General features: G+C 62.1%; 18 protein-coding genes and 1 pseudogene. 5 read left to right on the forward strand and 14 right to left on the reverse strand.

All coding sequences use genetic code 11. From position 1 onward, the window contains the following. The first annotated feature begins 66 nt into the window (after window positions 1–66). Window positions 67–1,284, forward strand: coding sequence for a Na+/H+ antiporter NhaA (nhaA, locus tag M0D69_RS20050; protein WP_301783722.1), 1,218 nt, complete (start codon window positions 67–69; stop codon window positions 1,282–1,284). A 24-nt stretch (window positions 1,285–1,308) separates the two neighbouring features. Next, window positions 1,309–2,511 (forward strand): sodium/glutamate symporter, encoded by a 1,203-nt coding sequence (gene gltS, locus M0D69_RS20055; RefSeq protein ID WP_301783723.1) that lies wholly within the window; start codon window positions 1,309–1,311, stop codon window positions 2,509–2,511. A 24-nt stretch (window positions 2,512–2,535) separates the two neighbouring features. Here gltS and M0D69_RS20060 read toward each other — a convergent pair whose 3' ends face one another. Continuing rightward, on the reverse strand, window positions 2,536–2,802 hold the full coding sequence (locus M0D69_RS20060; protein WP_301783686.1) for a hypothetical protein: 267 nt from the start codon (window positions 2,800–2,802) through the stop codon (window positions 2,536–2,538). A 634-nt stretch (window positions 2,803–3,436) separates the two neighbouring features. Between M0D69_RS20060 and M0D69_RS20065 the strand changes: the two genes are divergently transcribed. Further along, window positions 3,437–4,528: a TrkA family potassium uptake protein gene (locus M0D69_RS20065; protein ID WP_301783687.1), complete on the forward strand. Its 1,092-nt coding sequence runs from the start codon at window positions 3,437–3,439 to the stop codon at window positions 4,526–4,528. Window positions 4,529–4,608: 80 nt separating this feature from the next. Here M0D69_RS20065 and M0D69_RS20070 read toward each other — a convergent pair whose 3' ends face one another. The 10 genes from M0D69_RS20070 to M0D69_RS20115 all read right to left on the reverse strand — a co-directional run bounded on the left by M0D69_RS20070 (window position 4,609) and on the right by M0D69_RS20115 (window position 15,167). Then, entirely contained in the window at window positions 4,609–5,334 is a 726-nt protein-coding gene (locus M0D69_RS20070; RefSeq protein ID WP_301783688.1) for an amino acid ABC transporter ATP-binding protein, read from the reverse strand. A gap of 41 nt (window positions 5,335–5,375) precedes the next feature. Further along, on the reverse strand, window positions 5,376–6,032 hold the full coding sequence (locus tag M0D69_RS20075) for an amino acid ABC transporter permease (protein WP_301783689.1): 657 nt from the start codon (window positions 6,030–6,032) through the stop codon (window positions 5,376–5,378). Continuing rightward, on the reverse strand, window positions 6,029–6,778 hold the full coding sequence (locus M0D69_RS20080) for an amino acid ABC transporter permease (protein ID WP_301783690.1): 750 nt from the start codon (window positions 6,776–6,778) through the stop codon (window positions 6,029–6,031). Before M0D69_RS20080 ends, M0D69_RS20075 begins: the two co-directional genes overlap by 4 nt. 35 nt (window positions 6,779–6,813) lie before the next feature. Continuing rightward, window positions 6,814–7,887, reverse strand: coding sequence for an ABC transporter ATP-binding protein (locus tag M0D69_RS20085; RefSeq protein ID WP_301783691.1), 1,074 nt, complete (start codon window positions 7,885–7,887; stop codon window positions 6,814–6,816). A 25-nt stretch (window positions 7,888–7,912) separates the two neighbouring features. Next, on the reverse strand, window positions 7,913–8,782 hold the full coding sequence (locus M0D69_RS20090) for an ABC transporter permease (protein WP_301783692.1): 870 nt from the start codon (window positions 8,780–8,782) through the stop codon (window positions 7,913–7,915). Then, a complete protein-coding gene (locus tag M0D69_RS20095; RefSeq protein ID WP_301783724.1) occupies window positions 8,779–9,624 on the reverse strand; it encodes an ABC transporter permease in 846 nt (281 codons plus the stop codon). Before M0D69_RS20095 ends, M0D69_RS20090 begins: the two co-directional genes overlap by 4 nt. A gap of 80 nt (window positions 9,625–9,704) precedes the next feature. Further along, window positions 9,705–10,799, reverse strand: coding sequence for a PotD/PotF family extracellular solute-binding protein (locus M0D69_RS20100; protein WP_301783693.1), 1,095 nt, complete (start codon window positions 10,797–10,799; stop codon window positions 9,705–9,707). Window positions 10,800–10,986: 187 nt separating this feature from the next. Next, complete coding sequence (speB, locus tag M0D69_RS20105; RefSeq protein WP_301783694.1) at window positions 10,987–11,958, reverse strand: agmatinase; 972 nt, start codon at window positions 11,956–11,958, stop codon at window positions 10,987–10,989. Between the two features lie 24 nt (window positions 11,959–11,982). Next, window positions 11,983–13,458, reverse strand: coding sequence for an aldehyde dehydrogenase family protein (locus tag M0D69_RS20110; protein WP_301783695.1), 1,476 nt, complete (start codon window positions 13,456–13,458; stop codon window positions 11,983–11,985). Then, a complete protein-coding gene (locus tag M0D69_RS20115) occupies window positions 13,455–15,167 on the reverse strand; it encodes a 5-guanidino-2-oxopentanoate decarboxylase (RefSeq protein ID WP_301783696.1) in 1,713 nt (570 codons plus the stop codon). The genes M0D69_RS20110 and M0D69_RS20115 overlap by 4 nt, the downstream gene beginning before the upstream one ends. 291 nt (window positions 15,168–15,458) lie before the next feature. Between M0D69_RS20115 and M0D69_RS20120 the strand changes: the two genes are divergently transcribed. Beyond that, window positions 15,459–16,334 (forward strand): LysR substrate-binding domain-containing protein, encoded by an 876-nt coding sequence (locus M0D69_RS20120; RefSeq protein WP_301783698.1) that lies wholly within the window; start codon window positions 15,459–15,461, stop codon window positions 16,332–16,334. A gap of 51 nt (window positions 16,335–16,385) precedes the next feature. Here M0D69_RS20120 and M0D69_RS20125 read toward each other — a convergent pair whose 3' ends face one another. From M0D69_RS20125 to M0D69_RS20135, 3 genes are read right to left on the reverse strand one after another with little or no spacing between them, the layout of a single operon-like run. Continuing rightward, window positions 16,386–19,010: a PAS domain-containing protein gene (locus M0D69_RS20125; protein ID WP_301783699.1), complete on the reverse strand. Its 2,625-nt coding sequence runs from the start codon at window positions 19,008–19,010 to the stop codon at window positions 16,386–16,388. A gap of 7 nt (window positions 19,011–19,017) precedes the next feature. Beyond that, on the reverse strand, window positions 19,018–19,248 hold the full coding sequence (locus tag M0D69_RS20130; RefSeq protein WP_301783700.1) for a hypothetical protein: 231 nt from the start codon (window positions 19,246–19,248) through the stop codon (window positions 19,018–19,020). Between the two features lie 44 nt (window positions 19,249–19,292). After that, window positions 19,293–20,228: a hypothetical protein gene (locus M0D69_RS20135; RefSeq protein ID WP_301783701.1), complete on the reverse strand. Its 936-nt coding sequence runs from the start codon at window positions 20,226–20,228 to the stop codon at window positions 19,293–19,295. Between the two features lie 449 nt (window positions 20,229–20,677). Here M0D69_RS20135 and M0D69_RS20140 point away from each other — a divergent pair. Then, window positions 20,678–20,776 (forward strand): annotated as a pseudogene (locus M0D69_RS20140) (AraC family transcriptional regulator); the annotation flags it as partial. Window positions 20,777–20,810: the final 34 nt, after the last annotated feature.

Below are 20,810 nucleotides of genomic sequence, written 5' to 3' on the forward strand. Positions count from 1 at the left end.
GACTGAACACAGCACTCGGCGCCAGCTAAGGCCTTCACGAGTTGATGCGCAGACAATGGATCGGGCATTGTGATCGGCAACGTGATTCGCAAGGGGACCGATGGCATCGCCGACTTCCTTAAACTGGAATCGGCGGGTGGTTTGCTGCTTGTGGCTGCAGCCGCGCTCGCGCTGATTTGCAGCAACTCCCCGCTTCGTCAAGCGTACGACGATCTGCTGAAAATCCCTGTGGAGATGCGCTTTGGATCGTTCGCGCTCGCGAAGCCGCTTTTACTGTGGATCAACGACGGTTTGATGGCCATCTTCTTCCTCCTGGTCGGACTGGAGGTCAAGCGCGAGGTGATTGAAGGTGAGCTGTCCACGCCTGCACAAATAGTGCTGCCCGTCGTTGCCGGGGTAGGCGGAATGGTAGTACCGGCACTCATCTATTTCATTTTTAACAGGGGAAATGGCGCGGCCTTGAACGGCTGGGCGATTCCCACGGCCACCGACATTGCATTTGCGCTCGGCGTTCTTTCCCTGCTCGGCAAGCGGGTCCCGGTGTCGCTCAAAATATTCCTGACCGCCGTGGCAATCGCCGACGATTTGGGCGCAATCGTCATCATTGCGCTGTTTTATACCGCCGAGCTTTCCATCGCAATGCTTTTTTTGGCGGCCGTGGCCATAGCCGTTCTGATCGCCTTGAACCTGCAAAAAGTCACGCGCATTGCGCCTTACGTCATGGTCGGCGTCATCTTGTGGGTATTCGTTCTGAAGTCCGGCGTTCACGCAACGCTCGCAGGCGTTGCGATCGCTTTCGCCGTGCCATTGAAGACGACGGACGCACAAGGCGCGGCGCCGCTACACCAGCTTGAACACAGTCTCCACCCCTGGGTGGCATTCGGTGTGTTGCCGGTCTTCGCTTTCGCCAATGCCGGCGTCTCGTTCACCGGCGTTACGCTGACCACGCTGGCAGAGCCACTGCCGCTTGGTATCGCCGTGGGCCTTTTCGCCGGAAAGCTCGTCGGTGTTTTCGGGGCGAGCGCCATGCTGATTCGACTTGGTCTGGCCAAGCTTCCCGAGGGCGCCGGTTGGCTCCAACTGATCGGTGTTGCCGCGCTGTGTGGCGTCGGCTTCACCATGAGCCTGTTCATCGGCTCACTTGCCTTCGACGGCCCCGGCTATTTCACACCCCTCCGGTTAGGCGTGATCGCGGGTTCAACGCTGTCGGGTGTTACCGGTTATCTGTTGCTCAGGTTCGCGCCAGGTCATTCCAGGGCAACTCCATCGCGTACGGCTAACTAATCGGTCTTTCGACTGGAGAAGAGCATCGTGACCCTCGACACTCTCGAAACGCTGATGGCCGCTTCCCTCGTTCTCTTGCTTGGGCGGCAGATTCTCGCCAGGACTCCGATACTGCGAACTTACAGCATCCCCGAGCCGGTCGTCGGCGGGCTGCTGGTAGCGGTCCTGGTTTTCGCGCTACGCGCGGTCTTGAAAATCGACGTGCGTTTCGACACGACACTTCAAACGCCGCTGATGCTCACGTTCTTCGCCACCATCGGTCTCAACGCGGATCTTGGAAGCCTGAAATCCGGCGGGCGTTCCTTGATCGTGTTTCTGGGCGCCGTGGTCGGCTTGCTCGTGATGCAGAATGTGCTCGGTATTGGCCTTGCCTGGGCGTTGGGACAAGAGCGCTTGCTCGGCTTGCTCGGGGCGTCTGTGACCCTCTCCGGTGGCCATGGCACCGGTGCAGCCTGGGCGAAGGTGTTCGCGGAGCGTCATGGGCTCGCATCGGCGACGGAAATTGCGATTGCCTGCGCCACGTTCGGCTTGATCCTCGGAGGACTGATCGGTGGCCCGGTTGCGCGTTTTCTGATCACACGCTATAGCCTTGTCCCCAACCCGGAATCCGATGTCGCAGGCATGAGCGGTTTTGAGCAACCCAAGGCTGTTCGCCCGATCACGGCGAATGCCTTCATCGAGACGGTGGCGTTGATCGCGGTTTGCCTGGCTGTCGGCTCGGTGCTTGCATCCTTGCTGGACGGCACAGCGTTCGAGCTACCCGCGTTCGTCTGTGTATTGTTCGTCGGTGTTGTTCTGCGCAATGGCCTTGCTGTGCGTGGCTGGTATCAGGTCTTCGAGGACGAAGTGTCTCTGCTGGGGAATGTAAGTCTCGGATTGTTTCTCGCGATCGCGCTAATGAGCCTGCGCTTAGGGGATCTCGCCTCGCTTGCGCTGCCGCTTTTCGCCATCCTGGTGGTGCAGGCGATCGCCATGGCCATCTACGCCATTTTCGTCACCTTCCGGGTCATGGGGCGCAACTACGCCGCCGCGGTGCTGGCCGCCGGGCACTGTGGTTTTGGCCTAGGGGCAACGCCGACGGCGATCGCCAACATGCAGGCTATCACAGAGCGGTTCGGCCCCTCGCATCTGGCTTTTCTAGTGGTACCGATGGTAGGAGCGTTCTTTATCGACATTGCGAACGCCATCGTCATCAAGTTGTTCCTGCTGCTGCCAATCTACGGATAAAGGATCGCCAAGCGGCGAACCTCTTCAATGTACACACGACACATAGCTGGTACGCGAATTGTAGTAAATGCTCACTCGACCGTTCTTAAGGTTGACCACCTTGTGGGAGCCCTTGCCGGCGAAGGTGTGCGACCAATATGTGCTGCCGCCGCCCCAGCCATAGAGACCACCCGGATAACGCGAATCATCTTTTGGCGCGACGATCGCGTATTGACTTCCCGGTGCAGCATTGTCGCCAGGGTTCGCGTAGACGAATAGCGCAGTCAGTTCTTCAACTGCAGGTAGCCGCATATGACGCTTCGCACAGTGATACAGCGCGTCGTGGTGGTCGTACCGCACTACTCGTGCCCCATTGAACGGGTCCGTGGCGCTCCTGTTCGCGCGTGGGACTTTTTTCTCCCACGGGAAGGTGTTTGTTACGGGGCGGCTAAAGCAAGTCTGGTCGTGGGAGAAGACGGTTGTGCCACCGCCACTCATTGGATAGGTCCCTTTAGGCATGCAGATTTCTTCCGCGGCTACCATCGCGTTCGCCCGTGCCGCTGTAGGCGCAAGACTCGAACTGAGAACGACTCCTGCAGTCAACAATGCGCGAGACAGCGCAAATCTCAGATTCCATTTTCCGCTGGCGTAAGTCATAGCAGTCCGATGATTGTGTTCGTGATCGGTCAAGGGCGCACGACCGGGATAGCGTCAGAAACCACGGCCGCATCGAGCGTTGGCCGCAGCCAAAAGGCTAGTAGACGCTTGCATCCCATGGCTTCAAGCTAGGTCTCTAAAAGGAGGAAGTAAACATCTTTTTATCGGTGTAATCGGCTAAGGGTAGCTACTTAAACGCCACTGGATTCCGGCCGTGCCCGATGTGCCGGATCTATCGGGCCCCAGTCTGCTTATCGTAGAATCGTATGTCCTTTTTCAGGAGACGCGCGTGGGCCTGAAGCGTGGAAGACCAAGTCGATTCCATTTGCCGCGTCGGACGCGATCACCGTGGCACGCGCCGCGTGCACGCACGTTGTTCATGCGGCCCACGGCTTCCCCGCAACGCGTCCTGTTGCTTCGCTTTTACCTCGTGATCGGACTATGCGCGCTTGCCTTTGCCGTGGTGTATATCGATCGCGAAGGGCTGCGCGATGCAACCAAGCCGACACTCGGCGTGATCGACCTGATGTATTTCACAATGGTCACTGTCGCGACCGTGGGCTATGGCGACATAGTGCCCGTTACAGCCCGCGCACGCCTTATCGTCACGTTTCTTGTCATGCCGATACGCATCACGATCTGGTTTGTCTTTCTGGGCACGGCGTATCAATTCGTCATTCAACGCGTGCTTGAGGAGCTTCGCATGAAACGCCTGCAAAAGCGGTTGCAAGGCCACGTCATTGTGTGCGGCTTTGGACTTAGCGGCTCGGTCGCCGTTCGCGAGCTGCTTGAAAGCGGCGTGGATCCCGATTCGATCATTGTGATCGACCAGCAGCAATCGGTACTCGAATCGGCGACAGCGCTGGGCGTCGCCGGCTTGCTTGGCGACCCGTCGCGCGAAGCCATCTTGCAACAGGCGGGGATTCGTTCCGCGAAGGCCGTCATAGTCGCGGTCGCCGATGACCCGACCGCAATACTGCTTACGCTAAGCGTCCGCAGCATCGCGCCTGAAACAAAGATTGTCGTGCGGATCAAGGAGCATGTGTTCCAACGGCAATTGCGGCAGGCAGGTGCGGACGTGATTGTGTCGTCGACCAAGATCGGCGGACTGCTACTGGCCGATGCGGTCGAAAGCCGCTACATTGTTCCGTTCGTCAACGACCTGCTGTCGGCGCGTGGACGCGTCACGCTGATGGAGCGACCCGCTGCGCCGCAGGAAGTTGGTCAAGTGACGAATACGGTGACGGGCATGCTCATAGTCGGGCTGGTCCGCGATGGCCGACTGTTTTCCTTCTACGAGGACGCGCCGCGCACAATTGAAGAAGGCGACGTGCTGATTGTGATGCAGTCCGCCCGCGCGCCTCGGGCCGAGCAAGCCTGACAGCGGCGTCGGAAATCAGATGCAGCGGATCCGTTTGCCTTGGCGTGGGCACGGCGACGCGTCCCGAACGCCGCGCAACATTAATGCAGGATCTTCGCGAGAAAATCTTTCGCGCGATCGGACTTCGGGTTCGCGAAAAAATCTTCCTTCTTGTCGTCTTCGACGATGAGGCCGTGGTCCATGAAGATCACGCGGTGCGCGACCTTTCGTGCAAAGCCCATTTCGTGAGTGACGCACATCATGGTCATGCCTTCCTGCGCGAGCTCGACCATCACATCGAGCACTTCGTTGATCATTTCAGGATCGAGTGCGGACGTGGGTTCGTCAAACAGCATCGCGATCGGGTCCATCGACAGCGCGCGTGCAATCGCGACCCGCTGCTGCTGACCGCCCGACAGTTGACCCGGAAACTTGTCCGCATGCGCACGCAGCCCGACGCGATCCAGCAGCTTCAGCGCCTTCGCCGCGGCTTCGTCCTTTGAACGGCCAAGCACCTTGATCTGCGCAAGCGTCAGGTTTTCAGTGATCGACAGGTGCGGGAACAGTTCGAAGTGCTGGAACACCATGCCGACTTTAGAGCGCAGCTTGGACAGATTGGTCTTTCGGTCGCCGACCGACTGGCCGTCGATCGTGATTGCGCCTTCCTGGAACGGTTCGAGGCCGTTCACCGCTTTGATCAGGGTTGACTTACCGGAACCCGACGGGCCACACACCACGACCACTTCGCCCTTTTTGACTTCCGTCGTGCAGCCGGTCAGCACCTGGAAAGGTCCGTACCACTTCGAAACATTGCTGATTGAGATCATCGTGAAATCCATTTGAGTAACAAGGCGACGGCATGCTTCTGTCACCGGTGCGCCTGGGCGAGTTGCGCCTGCTGCAACCGGCGTGCATACAGCGTCAGCGGGAAGCACATCGCGAAGTAGAGCAGGGCGACCATTCCGTAGATCGGAAACGGGCGAAACGCGGTATTGGTGATCATCGAACCGGTCTTCGTCAGCTCAATGAATCCGATGATCGACGTCAACGCAGTGCTCTTGACCACTTGCACCAGAAAACCGACGGTTGGCGCGACCGAGATCTTCTTCGCCTGCGGCCAGACAATGTAGCGCAATTGCTGGCCGAACGTCATGCCGAGACTCGCGCCTGCCGCCCACTGGCCGCGCGGCACCGCTTCGACGCAGCCACGCCAGATATCGACGAGATACGCGCTGGTGTAGAGCGTCAGCGTGACGGTTGCGGCGACCCATGGCGACACCTCCACACCCAACAACGGCAGGCCGAAGAACGCAACGAACAACTGCATCACCAAAGGCGTGCCCTGGAACAGCTCGACGTAGAGCACTACCACACGGCGCAGCCATGGCAACGGCGAGACGCGCATTGCGAGCAGCAGGAGGCCGACCGCACCGCCGCAGACGAAAGCGATCAGCGAAAGCAGAACCGTCCAGCGCGCGGCGAGCAGCAGATTGCGCGCGATATCCCACAGCGTGAATTCGGTCATTGTGAGCGCTCCGTTGCGAGCGTCGGGGCGCGACGCCAGGTGAACCCTATCCGCTTGTTGCGCCCTGCTGCAGGCGTGCGTGGCGAGCGTCCCGCAAAAAGACCCCGGCCCAGCCGGTTCAGCAGCAGCCGCAAGACGATCGAGAGAAACAGATAGGTCGCGGTGACGATCAGATAGCTTTCGAACGAGCGGAAGTTGCGCGACTGGATGAAATTGGCCGCATACGTCAGGTCCGGCACCGAGATCTGCGATACCACGGCAGACCCAAGCATCACGATCAATACTTGGCTAAGGAGCGCCGGAAACACATTAGCGAGCGCCTGCGGCAGCACAACGTGACGGAACACCTGGCGTCCCTGCAAGCCCAGCGCCTGCGCTGCCTGCACCTGGCCACGCGGAATCGAGTCGATGCCGGCGCGGACGATTTCCGTTGCATAGGCACCGAGATTGACCGTCATTGCGAGGATTGCCGCTTGCATTTCGTCGATATGGATCCCGATACCCGGCAGCCCGAAGAACACAAAGAACAACTGCACGATAAACGGCGTGTTGCGGATCAGCTCGACGTAACTGGCGACCAGTGTCCGGGCCCAGCGCGGCCCGGCGACGCTGACGCTTGCGCCCGCGACACCGACGAGCCCGCCGAGCACCGTCGACACCGCGGTAAGCCAGAGGGTGACGGCGACGCCCCGCGCCAGCATGCCAGCGTATATGCCGAAGCCGCTGAAATCGAATACGTAGGTCATGGAATGTTGCTCATGGTCAGATAAGGCCGGTTGAATTAATGAACGAGGCGCGCCGCGATCAGCTTGCAGGCATGCGCGGGCAATTCGGCCAGCACCGGCATTCCGAGGGCGAGGCCGGGCGTTTCGCGCGGCGTCGTGGCGGCGGTCAGCGAGAAGCCGGCGCACTCGATCGTCGCTTCGAGCGTCGCGCCGACGTCGCGGATAAATGTGACCGTACCCGCGAGATGGTTAGGATCACTAGTGGTTGACGCTGGCTTCACGCAGACATCTTCTGGACGGATCAGAAGGCGGATGTCCCCGGTGGATTCCGGCACGTAGGAGGGATTAACCACGACGATCTGCTGGCCTCCCGGCAGACTCACGCCGCCGCGGCCGTCATGCGTGACCGGCAGGATGTTACCGAGCCCGATGAAGTCGGCGACGAACTCGCTCACCGGGTCCCGATAGATGTCGAGCGGCCTGCCCACCTGCGCAATGCGGCCTTTTTCCATCACGACGATCTCGTCGGCCATCGTCATTGCTTCGCGCTGGTCGTGCGTGACCATGATCGTCGTGATGCCCAGGCGTTGCTGCAGCAGGCGGATTTCGACCTGCATCGCTTCGCGCAGCTTGGCGTCAAGTGCGGAGAGCGGCTCGTCGAGCAGCAGCAGTTTCGGCGACGATGCGATCGCCCGCGCAATCGCCACCCGTTGGCGCTGTCCGCCGGACAGTTGCGTGACCGGCCGGTTCGCCATGTGCGGCAACTGGATCAGGTCGAGCAGTTCGGCCACGCGATGGCCTTGCGCGGCCTTGCCGGTCTTTCGCAGCCGCAGCGGGTACGCGATGTTTTCGGCGACGCTCATGTGCGGAAACAGCGCGAGCGACTGGAACACCATGCCGAAATCGCGCTGGTTCGCCGGCAGATGGGTGATGTCGCGGCCTGCAAAAGTCACGCTGCCCGAGCTCGGCGTCTCAAGCCCCGCGATCATGCGCAGCAGGGTCGTCTTGCCGCAGCCGGACGGGCCGAGAAAGCAGACCAGCTTGCCGTCCGGGACGCTCAGGTCGACGTGGTCGACGGCGTACGCCGTGTTGAAGCGCTTGGTCACGGCCTGAAGTGTCAGATGAGTCATGATAATTCCTTGGATTCTTGCGCGCTCAGAGTGCGACACCCTCGTCGCCGATCAGCTTTTCAAGCAGCCAGATCAGTGCAAAGTCGATGGCAACGATAAAGACGGCGAACGAAAACACGGTCGGATCGAGCGACGACACCGTGCGACTGTAGAGCCACACGGGCAGCGTCATGGTGTTGATGCCGTACAGGAAGAACGTCACCGTGAACTCGTTGAACGAGATGATGAACGCGAACAGCATGCCGGCCAGGATGCCGGGGCGCATCAGCGGCAACACCACATCGAACATGGCGCGGCGCGGGCTCGCACCCATCACGCAGGCGGCTTCTTCGAACTCCGGGCCGATCGACGCCGCCGAGGCCGCGCAGTTCTTCACCGTGAACGGCAGCGCGAGAATCACGTGCGCGATGATGAGCCGGAACACGCCGAGTTCCACGGGCAGCACGTTGAAAACCAGCAGCAGCGACAGCCCGAGCATCACCAGCGGATAGACGAGCGGCAGTGCAACGAGCTGCTCGACGGCCGACTTGCCTCGAAAGCGGTAGCGGCTCAACGCGTAGGCAGCGGGCACAGAGACCAGCGTGGCGATGATCATCGTCGACACAGCGACGATCAGGCTCGTCGTCAATGCGGTACCCATGGAAAGCACGTCGCTTGCATCCGGTGAAACAAAGCTGTGCCATGCCGCGCGATACCATTGCAGGCTGTAGCCGGGTGGCGGGAATTCCAGCGTGTCCGACGCGCTGAACGACATCAGGATCATCGTGAGGATCGGCAGCGCGGCAAGGAACAGGACAATGGCCGCGAGCAGCGCTGCGGGCCTGCCGAGCCGGCCCGGCATGGTCGCGGGCAGGATCCTCGCACGCGCAGGGAGTGAATTGACCGGGGTGCTCATGCGGACGGCTCCTTGAGACGTTGGGTGCGGCGCACGAGGCTCTGCGAGATCGCCATGACGGTGAGCGTCGCGACCATCAGCACTACGCCGGAGGCCGATGCAGCCGGCCAGTTCAGCAGCGGTGAGACCTCGTCGTGCACGAGTACGGCGAGCATCGGCACGCGCCGGCCGCCGAGCAGGAGAGGCACCGCGAACGCGCTTGCGTTGTAGGCGAACACGAGCAGCGCGCCGGAAACAAGCCCGGGCATCGCGAGCGGCAGCATGACGTGACGCAGCGTTTGCCAGCGCGTTGCGCCGAGTGTTGCAGCGGCTTCTTCATACGAAAGGGACACGGCGCGCATTGCACTCGACAGCGGCAGCACGGCGAGCGGAAACGCGGTCTGGATCAAACCAAGCAGCACACCATGCTCGCGATAAAGCCATTGCATCGGACGCTGAATCACGCCGCTTGCGAGCAATGCGTGATTGAGCAAGCCTGCCGGGCCGAGGATCACGAGCCAGCCATAGCCTTGCAGCAACAGATTGACGAGCAGCGGCAGCAGCACGCCCGCCAGCAGCAAGCGCCGCGCGAGCCGCGACTCGGTGCGCGCCATCGCGAGCGCGACCGGAATCGCCAGCAGCACCGCGCACACCATGCTCTGAAACGCGAGCCGCAGCGTGAGCCACAGCGCCTTCAGGAAATACGAATCGGCGAGGTTCGCGTAGTTCTGCAGCGTGAACCCGTGCCACTCGTCGCCCTGCGCACCGAAGCTCATGCGCAGGACCACGAGCGCCGCCGCCGCGAGCACCGCGAGAAACGCAAGGATCGGGGCGAGCAGCAGCCATGGCCGTGCATGGGCCATCGCGGCGGTCGAAGCAGGGGCAACCGGCTGGTCCGGCGCCCCCGGTCCGGCGCGGTGCGAGGAGAGTTCGGCCATCGTGGTCATGCCGAGAAGATCTCGGTGTAGCGCTTGATCCACGCAGCCTGTACCACGGCAAGCGACTTGTCGTCGTGCAGTACGGACTTCTCCGCGATCTGCTGCGGGCTCGGCACGAACCTGAGGCTCTCGGCGGGAATCATCGCCTTCGAATTCACCGGGCCGTTCAGCACATCGGCGGCCATCCGGCCTTGCACGCCGGCATCGAGTGAATGGTTGATGAACGCGTGGATCAGATCGAGATCGCCAGGGTGCGATTTCGGAATCACCGTGAACATCAGTTGCGTCGCAAAGCCTTCCTTCATGCCGTACGTCACGCCCATCTTGTATTCGGGTTTCCTGATCTGGTCGGGAAAGAACGCCGGCGAATAGATGCCGCCGATATCGAGCGAGCCCGTGCGAAACAGGTCGGCGACCTGGTTCGGATTCTCGCCGAGCGTCATCACGCGGTCCTTCAGTTCCGTGAGCTTCTTGAAGCCCGGGTCGATGTTCTGCTGCGAGCCGCCGGACATTTTTGCGGCGATGATCGCCAGATCGACCGCCTCGGCAAACTCGGGCGGCGGTAAGAACAGGCGGCCTGCGTATTTGGGGTCCCACAGTGCTTCGTACGACGCAGGCGGCGTCTTCACGGTCGACGTGTTGTAGATCAGGCCGTCGGACCACAGCAGGTAGCCGACACCGAAGCCGTCCGCGCCCGTTCGATACCGCGCTGGCACGTCCTTGAGATTCGGCAGCCTGTCGAGGTCGGGCTTGACGAGCAGGCCCGCATCGCCGAGACCCGAGGCGCCCACGCCTGCGAGCGTGATCACGTCATAGGTGGGACGGTCGCCCGCGGCCTTGACCTTGGCGACCATGCCGGAGGTGCCGTCCGCGCGGTCTGCGATCACCTTCGCGCCGGTCTTCGCCATGAACGTCGCGGCGATGTTGTGCAGCGCGGCTGTCCCTGTATCGTCCGACCAGGTCAGCAGACGTAGCGTCTTGCCCGAGAAGTTGTGTTCCTGCGCTCTCAAATTGACGAACGGGGCCGGTAGCGCGGACGCCGCGAGCGCTGCGCCGATCGTCTTGAAGGCTTGCCGCCGTCCTGTGCTGAATTTTGTCATCGCCGACTCCGTGAGTGGTTAAATAAGATGTCCGACCTATGCGCCGGGTGAATGGCTGAATTCGTCTGAATTCGTGTGAATTCGCCCTGCATGAAAAATGTTAGGATCGCAAAATAGGCATCACAATCGATATATCGTCATGTCTGCCATGACCGAGGCGCATGGCAGATCGCTGGTGCGAGGCGGCCTACGCCCGGTACTTCACCTTCGGCAGCACGCACAACATTTCATAGAGCAGGTTTGCACCGACCAGCGCCGTGTTGCCGGACGGGTCGTACGGCGGTGAAATCTCCACGAGATCGCACCCGACAATATCCAGTCCACGGCAGCCGCGGATGATTTCAAGCGCTTGCCAGATCGTCAGGCCGCCGATTTCCGGCGTGCCGGTGCCGGGCGCGAAACTCGGGTCCAGGCCGTCGATGTCGAAGCTCAGGTACACCGGGCCGTCGCCCAGTTTCGCGCGCACCTCGTCCATGACCGGCGCGACCGACTTGTACCAGCACTCCTCAGCCTGCACGACACGGATGCCGTGCGAGCGCGACCAGTCGAAGTCCTCCGCCGTATAGCCGGTGCCGCGCAGGCCGATCTGCGCGACGCGGTTGCCGTCGATCAGTCCTTCTTCTATCGCCCGCCGAAATGGCGTGCCGTGAGCGATCTTCTCGCCGAACATGGTGTCGTTCACGTCCGCATGCGCGTCGACATGAACCACGCCGAGCGCGCCGTATTTCTTCTTCATCGCGCGCAGGATGGGTAGCACGATCGTATGGTCGCCGCCCATCGTGAGCGGCACGCAGTCATGTGCGAGGATCTCGTCATACGCTTCGGTGACGATGTCCATGCTCTTCTGCAGGTTGAACGTGTTGATCGCGACGTCGCCGATGTCGGCCACCTGGATGCTGTCGTACGGCGCCGCGCGGGTCGCCATGTTGTACGGGCGCAGCAGGCACGATTCAGCCCGGATCGCGCGCGGCCCGAAGCGCGCGCCCGCCCGGTTCGACGTGCCGGTATCAAGCGGCACGCCGACGAAACACGCATCGAGCCCTTCGGCCGAGGTCGCGGTCGGCAGGCGCATCATCGTCGCCGGACCGGCGAAGCGAGGCATCTGGTTGCCGCCGAGCGGCTGGTTGAACGGGATGTCGGAATGGTTATCGTGCTTCATCGCAAATCCTTTTAAGTAGACGGGCTAGTTGGCCTGACGGCGTGTCAGCACCTGCTTGATTTCCTGGAAGGCGGCAAGCCCGAACGGACCCAGTTCACGCCCGATGCTGCTGCGCTTGTAGCCGCCCCACGAGGTCTGCGGATAGATCAGTTGCGGCGTGTTGACCCACACCACGCCGGCCGCAAGGGCACGAGCGACCCGCTCGCCGCGAGCTTCGCCGGCGGTGACGATGGTCGCCACCAGCCCGTACTCGCTGTCATTGGCGAGCTCGATGGCTTCCTCTTCGGTGTCGAATGCGCGCACGCACAAGACCGGGCCGAAGATCTCGTCACGCCATAAAGCGCTTGTCGGCGGCACGTCGGTGAAAATCGTCGGCGCGATGAAAAACCCTTGTTCCGGCGCTCCAACTGGCCGGTCGCCACCCGTGACGAGCCGCGCGCCGTCGGCAATACCTTGTTCGATATGGCCACGCACTCGGTCGAATTGGGCACGGCTCACGAGCGGCCCCATCTGCACGTCAGGCGCGAACGGGTCGCCAACGACGATCCGCTCCGCGCGCTCGACAAGCCTCGCCAGCAAGGCGAGCGCGAGCTCGCGAGCGACCAGCACCCGGCTCGTGGCCGAGCACATCTGGCCGCTGTTGAAGAAGCCGCCTGCTTCGACGAGGTCGACAGCAAGGTCGAGGTCCGCATCGTCGAACACGATGATCGACGACTTGCCGCCGAGTTCGAGACTCACGCCCTTGAGCGAGTCGGTGGCGGTCTTCATCACCGTCTGGCCGACGCCCGTGCTACCGGTAAACGATACTTTCGCGACTCCAGGGTGCGCGACGAGCGGTGCACCCACGTCCGCACCGGTGCCCGTCACCGCGTTGAAAACACCCGCCGGCAAGCCGACCGATGCGATCGCCGAGGCCAGTTCGAGTTCGGGCAGCGGCGTGATCTCGGAGGGTTTGAGCACGACCGTGCAACCGGCCGCGAGCGCCGGGGCGAGCTTCCATGCCGTGGTCACCATCGGGAAGTTCCACGGCACGATCAGCGCGGCCACGCCGCAGGGTTCGCGAAGAATCCGCGCACGGTGCTCCGTGCTGGAGATGCTGACTTCCGCGCTGCTGGTGTCGTCCAGTCGCTCGGCCAGTTGGGCGTAATAGCGGAATGTCACGATCACATCGTCAACATCCATGTGCGCTTCTGCTTGCGGCTTGCCGTTGTTCAGCGATTGCAGCATGGCGAGACGTTCGCGCCGCCCCTCGACTTCCGCCGCGATAGCGCGCAGGTAGCCTGCACGCTCGGTGCCGGTCGTTTGCTGCCAGGTACGGAACGCGCGGGCCGCGCCGGTCACCGCCAGTTCGACGTCGTGCGCGGTACCCGCGGCCACGTCGGCCAAGTGGGTCCCGGTCGCAGGGTTAACCACGGCAATCGTGCGGCCCAGTGCGCCGTCGACCCAGCGGCCATCGATATAAAGCTGCGTCAGGAATCGCGTGTCGTTCGGTGCGTTCATGCCGGGACTCCCGGGACGTGGTCGAACCACTTCTGTTCGTCGATTTCGATCAACGTGGGGACGCGGCGCCTCGCGGCCTGCTCCAGTTCGTTTGCCAGTACGGCAGGCGTATGGGCAGACGCGGCGCAGCAACCAAAACCGAGCGCCAGCGCGAGGAAGTCGGGCGTGTATATGTCGACGCCGATCGGCTCGATATCGCGCTCAACCATGTATTTTCTGATTTCGGCATAACCCCGGTTGTTCCACAGCAGCACGATCACCGGCACGGCGGCTTCAACAGCGCTCGCCAGTTCGGGCAGCGTGAACTGCAACCCGCCGTCGCCGATCAGGCAGATCACGGGCCGATCGCCCGATGCAAGCCGCGCGCCGATCGCGGCCGGCAACCCGTAGCCCAACGTGCCGTAGCCCGTCGAGGAGTTGAACCACGACCGCGGCGCGGCCGCCTCGAAGACGAAGTTACCCGCGTACACGGGCCGGGTTGAATCGCCCACGATGATCGCGTCGGGCAGGGCGTTCAAGACGGTGTCGAAGAGCGCTGCCTGCGAACGAATCGGTGCGTCGTAACCGGCGTTGAGGGCAGCACGCGCGGCGCCTACGCGCGGTGCGCCCCAACCGGCATCGCGCGGCGGCAACGGGCGCGTGGCGAGCCGGTGGTCCAGCGCGGCGAGCACGAGCTTTGCGTCGGCTGCAATCGCCACATCCGGCCGGAAATTACGCATGACCTGCTGGGCATCGATGTCGATCCTGATTAGGATGCCGTCGATCACGAACCCGTCGTCGAACACCACGTCATAGTCGGTCTCGCCTAGTTCGGTGCCGACCGCAAGCACCACATCGGCCTCACGCACCAGCGTGCGCGTCACGGCGAGCGACTGGGTCGAGCCGATCGACAGCGCATGGCCGCGCGGCAACAGGCCCTTCGCGTTGATCGTCAGTGCCACCGGCCCCTGCAGGCGTTCGGCCAGCGCGCGCAATTCCGCAGCAGCCTCGATAGCCCCGCCGCCGGCCAGGATCAGCGGGCGGCGCGCGGCGGCGAGCAAGGCGGCGGCTTCATCGAGGGCGGCAGGTGCACCGGCGGGCTTCGCGGGCAACACGACCGCACTGGATGTGGTGTCGCGTGCCGGCGCGACGATCACGTCGAGGGGAATCTCGATGTGAACCGGCCGCGGCCGCGCGGTCGCGAACACCGCGAACGCGCGGGCCAGGACTTGCGGGAGTTCGTCCGCGTCGAGCAGCGTGTGGGAGAACGCGGTGAGCCCGGCGAATACGTTGCGCTGCGACGGCAGTTCGTGCAGGCGGCCAGTTCCTCCGCCGAGCTGACGCGTGGTGTTGACGCTGGAAATCACGAGCATCGGGATCGAATCTGCGTAAGCCTGAGCCATCGCGGTCGCGATATTCGTCATACCCGGCCCGGTGATGATGAAGCACACACCGGGTTTTCCCGTAACGCGCGCATAACCGTCCGCCATGAAGCCCGCGCCCTGCTCGTGGCGAGGAGTGACGTGGCGCAGCGTCGACGTTGCCAATCCACGATACAGCTCGACGGTATGGACGCCGGGAATGCCGAACACCACGTCGACGCCGTAGTGTTCGAGCAGTCTCACGAGCGCTTCGCCACAGGTCCGTGTATCGACCGTCCTGAGCGGGCGGTGTCCGCTCGCATGGCTCCTTGTGTGGCAGAAGCGCGAGGTATTTTCAGGCGAATTCATGAGACTCCTGCGTATGGGTCCGTTGCCGGCGCATGCTTTTCTCCGGTGTTTGCGTGTTCGTGCATTCTTGGCGCATGGCACGTGAACGGCAATCGATGAATTTGCATGCTCGCCATGTTCCCGGCTCATGGGCTTACTCATGGGCTTACAAGGGGAAGCAATGCTTTCAGGAGAAGCTGGGACCTTGATTCGGTGTATATATAAGGCCTTGGATCTGTGTCCGTATCAAACCCTCTGGCCCGAAGCACACCCGGCCGTCATGATTTTTAGAAATGCAGGAAGGAGACGAAAATGCGCCGCCTGCCACCGCTGAATGCGCTGCAAATCTTCGAAACAGTCGCGCGCCACCGCAGTTTCACGCGTGCCGCCGATCACCTCTGTTTGACGCAGGGAGCCGTGAGCCGCCAGATCCTGACGCTCGAGGAGTACTACGGTTTTCCGCTGTTCACGCGGCACTCGAAGGGGCTTGCGCTGACGAACGAAGGCGAGCAGCTACTGCCGACCGTGAAAGAGAGCTTCTCGCGGATCGAAGAGATTTCGCTGCGCCTGACCCGGCAGCGCACCGACCTCGCGCTGAAGGTACCCACTTGCCTGATGCGCTGGATCCTGCCGAAGATCATGCGCTTTCAGGCCGAGTACCCTGAGATCCAGCTGCAACTCACGACCAGCTGGCAGCACGACGTCGATTTCCAGGTCGAGCCGTTCGACGCGGCAATCATCTATGGCTCTTCCCCGGGCGTGGACGTTCATTCGATCGAGCTTTTCGACGAACAACTGACGCCTGTGTGTGCACCTTCGCTGCTGGAGGAAAAGTCGCTCGATAGCGTCGCCGATCTTGCCCGGCATACGCTCCTGCATCCCACGCGCGACCATCGCGACTGGAAGATGTGGCTCGCCCATGCCAATGCGCCCGAGATCGATGCCGATCTTGGACAGAGTTTTGAATCGCTCGATCTTGCGACGAACGCGGCGGAGCAAGGTTTCGGCGTCGCGATCAGCGACTGCTCGCTTGTGAGCGAAGATGTCGCGTCAAAGCGCCTCGCGATGCCGTTCGACATCGTACTGACGACCGGCGCCCGCTATTACTTCGTCTACCCGAATTGCCTCGCGCACCAGCAAAAGGTGAACCTGTTTCGCGAGTGGATCGGAGCGCATGGGGACGCCTGACCACGGGAACTGTGCGAAGGCGGCAGCATTAATCCGCCTGCATCAATCTGGCTACCTTAGCGTTGAAAGCAAGTTAAGCAGGTCTTCCAGATTGACCGGTTTGACAAAGTGATAATCGAAGCCCGCGACCTGAGCGCGCAAGCGGTCCTCAGCCTGGCCATAGCCTGTGATGGCAATGAGCACCGGGACTTTTGCGCCCTTGTGGCGCAGGCGTGTCGCGAGCTCGTAGCCATCTAGATCTGGCAGGCCAATGTCGAGCAGCGCGACATCAGGAAGGAAGTTCTGCGCGAGCGAAATTGCTTCATATGACGTATAGGCGACCTGGGTCATGTGCCCCTCGCTCTCGCACAGCAAAGCGAGCGAATCCGCTGCGTCGCGATTGTCGTCGACAATGAGAATACGTAGGCCGGCATGCCCGGTCGAAGACGCGATCGCTGGAGTCGTCAGTGGCGGATGTGCCGGATGACGCTCGTGCTGATGCAGGCGAGGCAAGCGCACCGTCACTGTCGTGCCCATTCCGGGTCCCGGGCTTTGGACCGATATTTTTCCGTCATGCATCTCGACGAGCTTTTTCACGAGTGACAAGCCGATGCCGAGGCCGCCATTGGAGCGGTCCAGCGTACGTTCTCCCTGCGAGAACAATTCGAATACGTTCGGCAGCAAGTCCGCTGAAATGCCCGTGCCGGTGTCCTCGATCGTGATGGTGACCTGATCCTCGTCCGCCCGGACGCCTGCGGCAATGCGGCCGCCTTCCGGCGTGTACTTGCTCGCATTGTTGAGGATGTTCACGAGAATCTGCGAGAGCCGCGTAGGGTCCCCATAGACCCACGTCATTCCGGTGGGCACGCTGACTTCGAGGCGTTGCTGACGGCTTTCCACCATATCGGCGACCGCCTCGACCGCGCCGTAGACCGCGCTTCCCACAAAAATGGGCTCCTGTTTGAGGGTGATGTGCCCTTGCGTGATGCGGGAGACCTCCAGCAGGTCGTCGACGATGCGTGTCATGTGTTCAACCTGACGGCGCATCAGGCCGACCAGGTCTTGAGCCTTCAGGTCGGCGAGCCCTGTCTTCTGCATCAACGCGATTGCGGTGCGCAATGGAGCGAGTGGATTGCGCAACTCGTGCGCGAGCATCGCGAGAAACTCGTCTTTACGGCGGTCGGTTTCGCGCAGCATCAGTTCCATCCGCTTGCGATCGGTGATGTCGATCAGGCTGCCGATGATACGCAGCGGAATACCTTGAGGGGTGCGGTAAAGCAGGGCGCTACCATGCATCCAGCGTTCGCCGCCGTCGAGCAGAAGGCGAAATTCGAATTGAAAGTCCGTCTCCTGCCCGCTCGATAAATGCGTAAGGAAAGTGTCCAGTCCAGCTCGGTCTTCAGCGTGGACATAGTTGAGCGCGGCTTCGTAGGAGAGCGTCCTGCTCTGGCAGAGATTCGTGGACCCCAGACAGCCCTCCCACGAGAGCGACCAGGTCAGCAGGTCCAGGGACACTATCGTCATGTTGGCGGCATCCATGGCCACTGACAGCCGCAAGTTGCGCTCTTCAATAGCGGCTTTCGCTTCGTATTGCCCGGTCACATCGGTCGTGGTGCCGAACCACTCCTGCAAGCGGTGGTTTTCGTCGTACAGGGGCGCCGCGTAGGCGCGGACCATCCGATACACGCCGTCGTGCCGCCGCATGCGGAAGGTAAAATCGTGCAGCGTCTGCCTCTCGACCGACCGGTTCCACTGACGCCGCGCTTCCTCCCGATCGTCGGGATGCACCGCTTCGAGCCAGCCCGAGCCCGCGTGACTCTCCGGCGGGCGGCCCGTGAAGCGTTGCCACTGGCTTTCTGACAAGAGGATGTCGCCGTTCGCATCGGCTGACCACACCAGCGCGGTCGTCGCCTCCACGAGCGCGCGATAACGCCGCTCGCTCATGCTGAGGCGCTCGTCGCTTTCACGTTGCGCGCTGATGTCGAAGGTAACGCCATGCACGCGCCTCAACTCGCTGTCGTCTGTGAATTCGGTCTCGCCTCGCATGCGCAACCACCGCCTTGAACCGTTTGTCGCGATGATCGGATAGTCGATCTGGAAGGGGCGCCGGTCGTTGAGGGACTTCGCAAGTTCAGCCTGGAATCTCGGCTGGTAGTCGGGAGGTATCCGTCGCCATAGTTCGTCAGGTGTCGCGTCTTCAGTGCCCGCAGGAAAATCGTAAATCTGAGCGAGCTGCGATGTTATCCGGACCGCGCCGGTCTCGGTGTTCCATTCCCATGCGCCCAGCCGGGCTCCCTCGAAGGCTGCTTGCAAACGCCGCTCGCTGGCTTCGTACATCTCCCAGGCGTGCTTGCATTGGTGAATATCGATGGCGACGCCAATCGCCTGAACAATATGGCCGCCTTCGTCGCGAATGGCTTGCAGATGCAGCGTGTGCCAGCGATAGAGGCTGTCGGTGCGGCGAAGTCTCACGTCGACGTCCCGAAGCGAGGCGCCTTTCAGCATCGGTCGCCAGGAGTCGATCACCCGCGCGATGTCGTCCGGATGCACGAAAGCCTTCCAATGCATGCCGTGCAAATCTTCCGCCGTCTTGCCGAGATAGCTGCACGTCCAGGGATTAACGTATTCAATGCGGCCGTCGGCGGCAGCATGCCAGACGAAGGAGGGCAGGAAATGAGCTGGATCGCGTGATGACATGGTGTTTTTATTCACAGTGCAGCGAGGGTTCGATCGCGCGATACACGGCCGGCGTTGGGACGTTCGCCATGCGGCCGCCGAAGCCAACTGCCAATCTCGTCACTAACCCCGTCGCGACGATCAGCATTGCCAACGCACCGGCTTTGCATGACAGTGTGCGCCGCAATTTTAAACCTGGACGCACGAGCATCCCGCCGCCTTGCCCGCCCGCCGGATGCTGACCGATTTGCGTAACCATGCCGCCAGTTCATGACCCGCCGTTCACAGGTCACAGGTCATAGCTCAGGACCAGTGCGCCGGTATCCAGATGTTCCCGAACCAGTGGCCCTGTACCCACACCACAGGGCGCGGCGCAGGCGCCACGTAGACCACGCGCGGTGCGACGTACACGGCCGGGGGCGGGGGCGGCGCGTAGACAACCGGGGGCGGCGGCACATACACGATTGGCGGAGCAACGACCACCGGCTTCGGCGCGACGACGACCGTTGTGCTGCCCGTCGTTACAACGCCCGTGGTTGTGACCGTCCCGCTCGTCACCACGGTGTTGCCGTGCGTGCCCGTGGCGTTGGTCGAAGTCGTGACGACACCTGGTGCGACGCGCGTCGCCGTGCCGGAGTGATAGACGGTCCCGCCGTCCGAGCCGGTCACCGTTCCCGAACGGGAGCACGAAGCACCCGCACAATTCGTCGATGCCGAGTGGTCGACCGTGTTGCCGTTCGAGCCCGTGATCGACCCGGACGATGAATACTGGCCCGGCGCGGTTTTAGTCACGTCGCTCGATGTGGAGGCCGTTTTGCCGTCGGGTCCGGTGAGGGTGCCGGTGTGCGAGCACGTGCCGCCTGCGCAGTTGGTGTCGCCGGCGTGCTGGACCGAGTTGCCGTAGCGTCCGGTCGCGGTGCCCGAGTTCGAAAACTGGCCCGGCTCGTTGCGGGTTACCGTACCGGTGTTGGTCGCCACTCCGCCGTAAGGGCCGGCGACGCCACCCGCATGCGAACAGCTGCCGCCGCCGCACGAGCCATACCGGGCGCCGTTGTACGTGCCACGTGATGTGTACGCCGTGCCGTGTTGCGACCAGGCGAAAGCCGAAGCGCTACCGAGGGCAAGCACAGCGACGGTTGCTGCGAGCACGAGCTTGCGCAGGGCGCCGCGTACCGATGCGGTGGTCGTGACGAACGTAGGGCAGGCGGCGGTCGGGAGGACAAACGAGCGGGTGTTCACGGTATCTCCTTGTTGGTTCCGGGCCACTTCCAGCACTGCGGCGTGGCGATGAACGGACTATAGGAGGACGTGCGGATTTAATCTGCAACGAAGATATGTCACGCGGTTTCACCGCGGCAGAGGCCCGCCAGGCGGGGGTTTGCGAGCAGGGAAAACGCGTCGTGACATATTTCGACATGAATTGTTGCGTTCGAGGAGTCTCTTGACGGGTCTCTGTGCGATGTCTTTCGATTCGCCCGTGACGAGCCCGATCCTTGATGTGCCGCTCACGAGAGCTTCCTTATCTAATTGGTAGTACAAAGTTAATATTTTTCGATGTTCGACGAGAGACGCTTGACCGTCTGCGGGGATGTTGTCCGTGATGTTCGTTATCACGTCGCCAGAGCCGACCGCATTGACGCGAATGCCACGATCGATCTCTTCAAGAGACAGGGCTCGCGGCAATTGGGCTAGGGATTCGCGACGGCTTGACTGTTGCAGCGACTGCGGCGCGCGTTGGCTACGAGGATTCGTCTCAGTTCCACCACGAGTTCAAGCGGTTCTTCGGGTGCTCACTCTGGAAGAGTTTCGTCACATACATGC

Source organism: Caballeronia sp. SEWSISQ10-4 2 (genome assembly GCF_030464885.1).
GTDB lineage: Bacteria > Pseudomonadota > Gammaproteobacteria > Burkholderiales > Burkholderiaceae > Caballeronia.

Excerpts from the sequence above, each read along its gene's own strand:
- M0D69_RS20070 (WP_301783688.1), bottom strand. The coding sequence starts at position 5,334 with ATGATCTCAATCAGCAATGTTTCGAAGTGGTACGGACCTTTCCAGGTG.
- M0D69_RS20085 (WP_301783691.1), bottom strand. The coding sequence starts at position 7,887 with ATGACTCATCTGACACTTCAGGCCGTGACCAAGCGCTTCAACACGGCG.
- speB (WP_301783694.1), bottom strand. The coding sequence starts at position 11,958 with ATGAAGCACGATAACCATTCCGACATCCCGTTCAACCAGCCGCTCGGC.
- M0D69_RS20120 (WP_301783698.1), top strand. The coding sequence starts at position 15,459 with ATGCGCCGCCTGCCACCGCTGAATGCGCTGCAAATCTTCGAAACAGTC.
- M0D69_RS20115 (WP_301783696.1), bottom strand. The coding sequence starts at position 15,167 with ATGAATTCGCCTGAAAATACCTCGCGCTTCTGCCACACAAGGAGCCAT.
- M0D69_RS20095 (WP_301783724.1), bottom strand. The coding sequence starts at position 9,624 with ATGGCCCATGCACGGCCATGGCTGCTGCTCGCCCCGATCCTTGCGTTT.
- M0D69_RS20125 (WP_301783699.1), bottom strand. The coding sequence starts at position 19,010 with ATGTCATCACGCGATCCAGCTCATTTCCTGCCCTCCTTCGTCTGGCAT.
- M0D69_RS20075 (WP_301783689.1), bottom strand. The coding sequence starts at position 6,032 with ATGACCGAATTCACGCTGTGGGATATCGCGCGCAATCTGCTGCTCGCC.
- M0D69_RS20100 (WP_301783693.1), bottom strand. The coding sequence starts at position 10,799 with ATGACAAAATTCAGCACAGGACGGCGGCAAGCCTTCAAGACGATCGGC.
- M0D69_RS20130 (WP_301783700.1), bottom strand. The coding sequence starts at position 19,248 with ATGGTTACGCAAATCGGTCAGCATCCGGCGGGCGGGCAAGGCGGCGGG.
- M0D69_RS20060 (WP_301783686.1), bottom strand. The coding sequence starts at position 2,802 with ATGCGGCTACCTGCAGTTGAAGAACTGACTGCGCTATTCGTCTACGCG.
- M0D69_RS20090 (WP_301783692.1), bottom strand. The coding sequence starts at position 8,782 with ATGAGCACCCCGGTCAATTCACTCCCTGCGCGTGCGAGGATCCTGCCC.
- M0D69_RS20110 (WP_301783695.1), bottom strand. The coding sequence starts at position 13,458 with ATGAACGCACCGAACGACACGCGATTCCTGACGCAGCTTTATATCGAT.
- M0D69_RS20080 (WP_301783690.1), bottom strand. The coding sequence starts at position 6,778 with ATGACCTACGTATTCGATTTCAGCGGCTTCGGCATATACGCTGGCATG.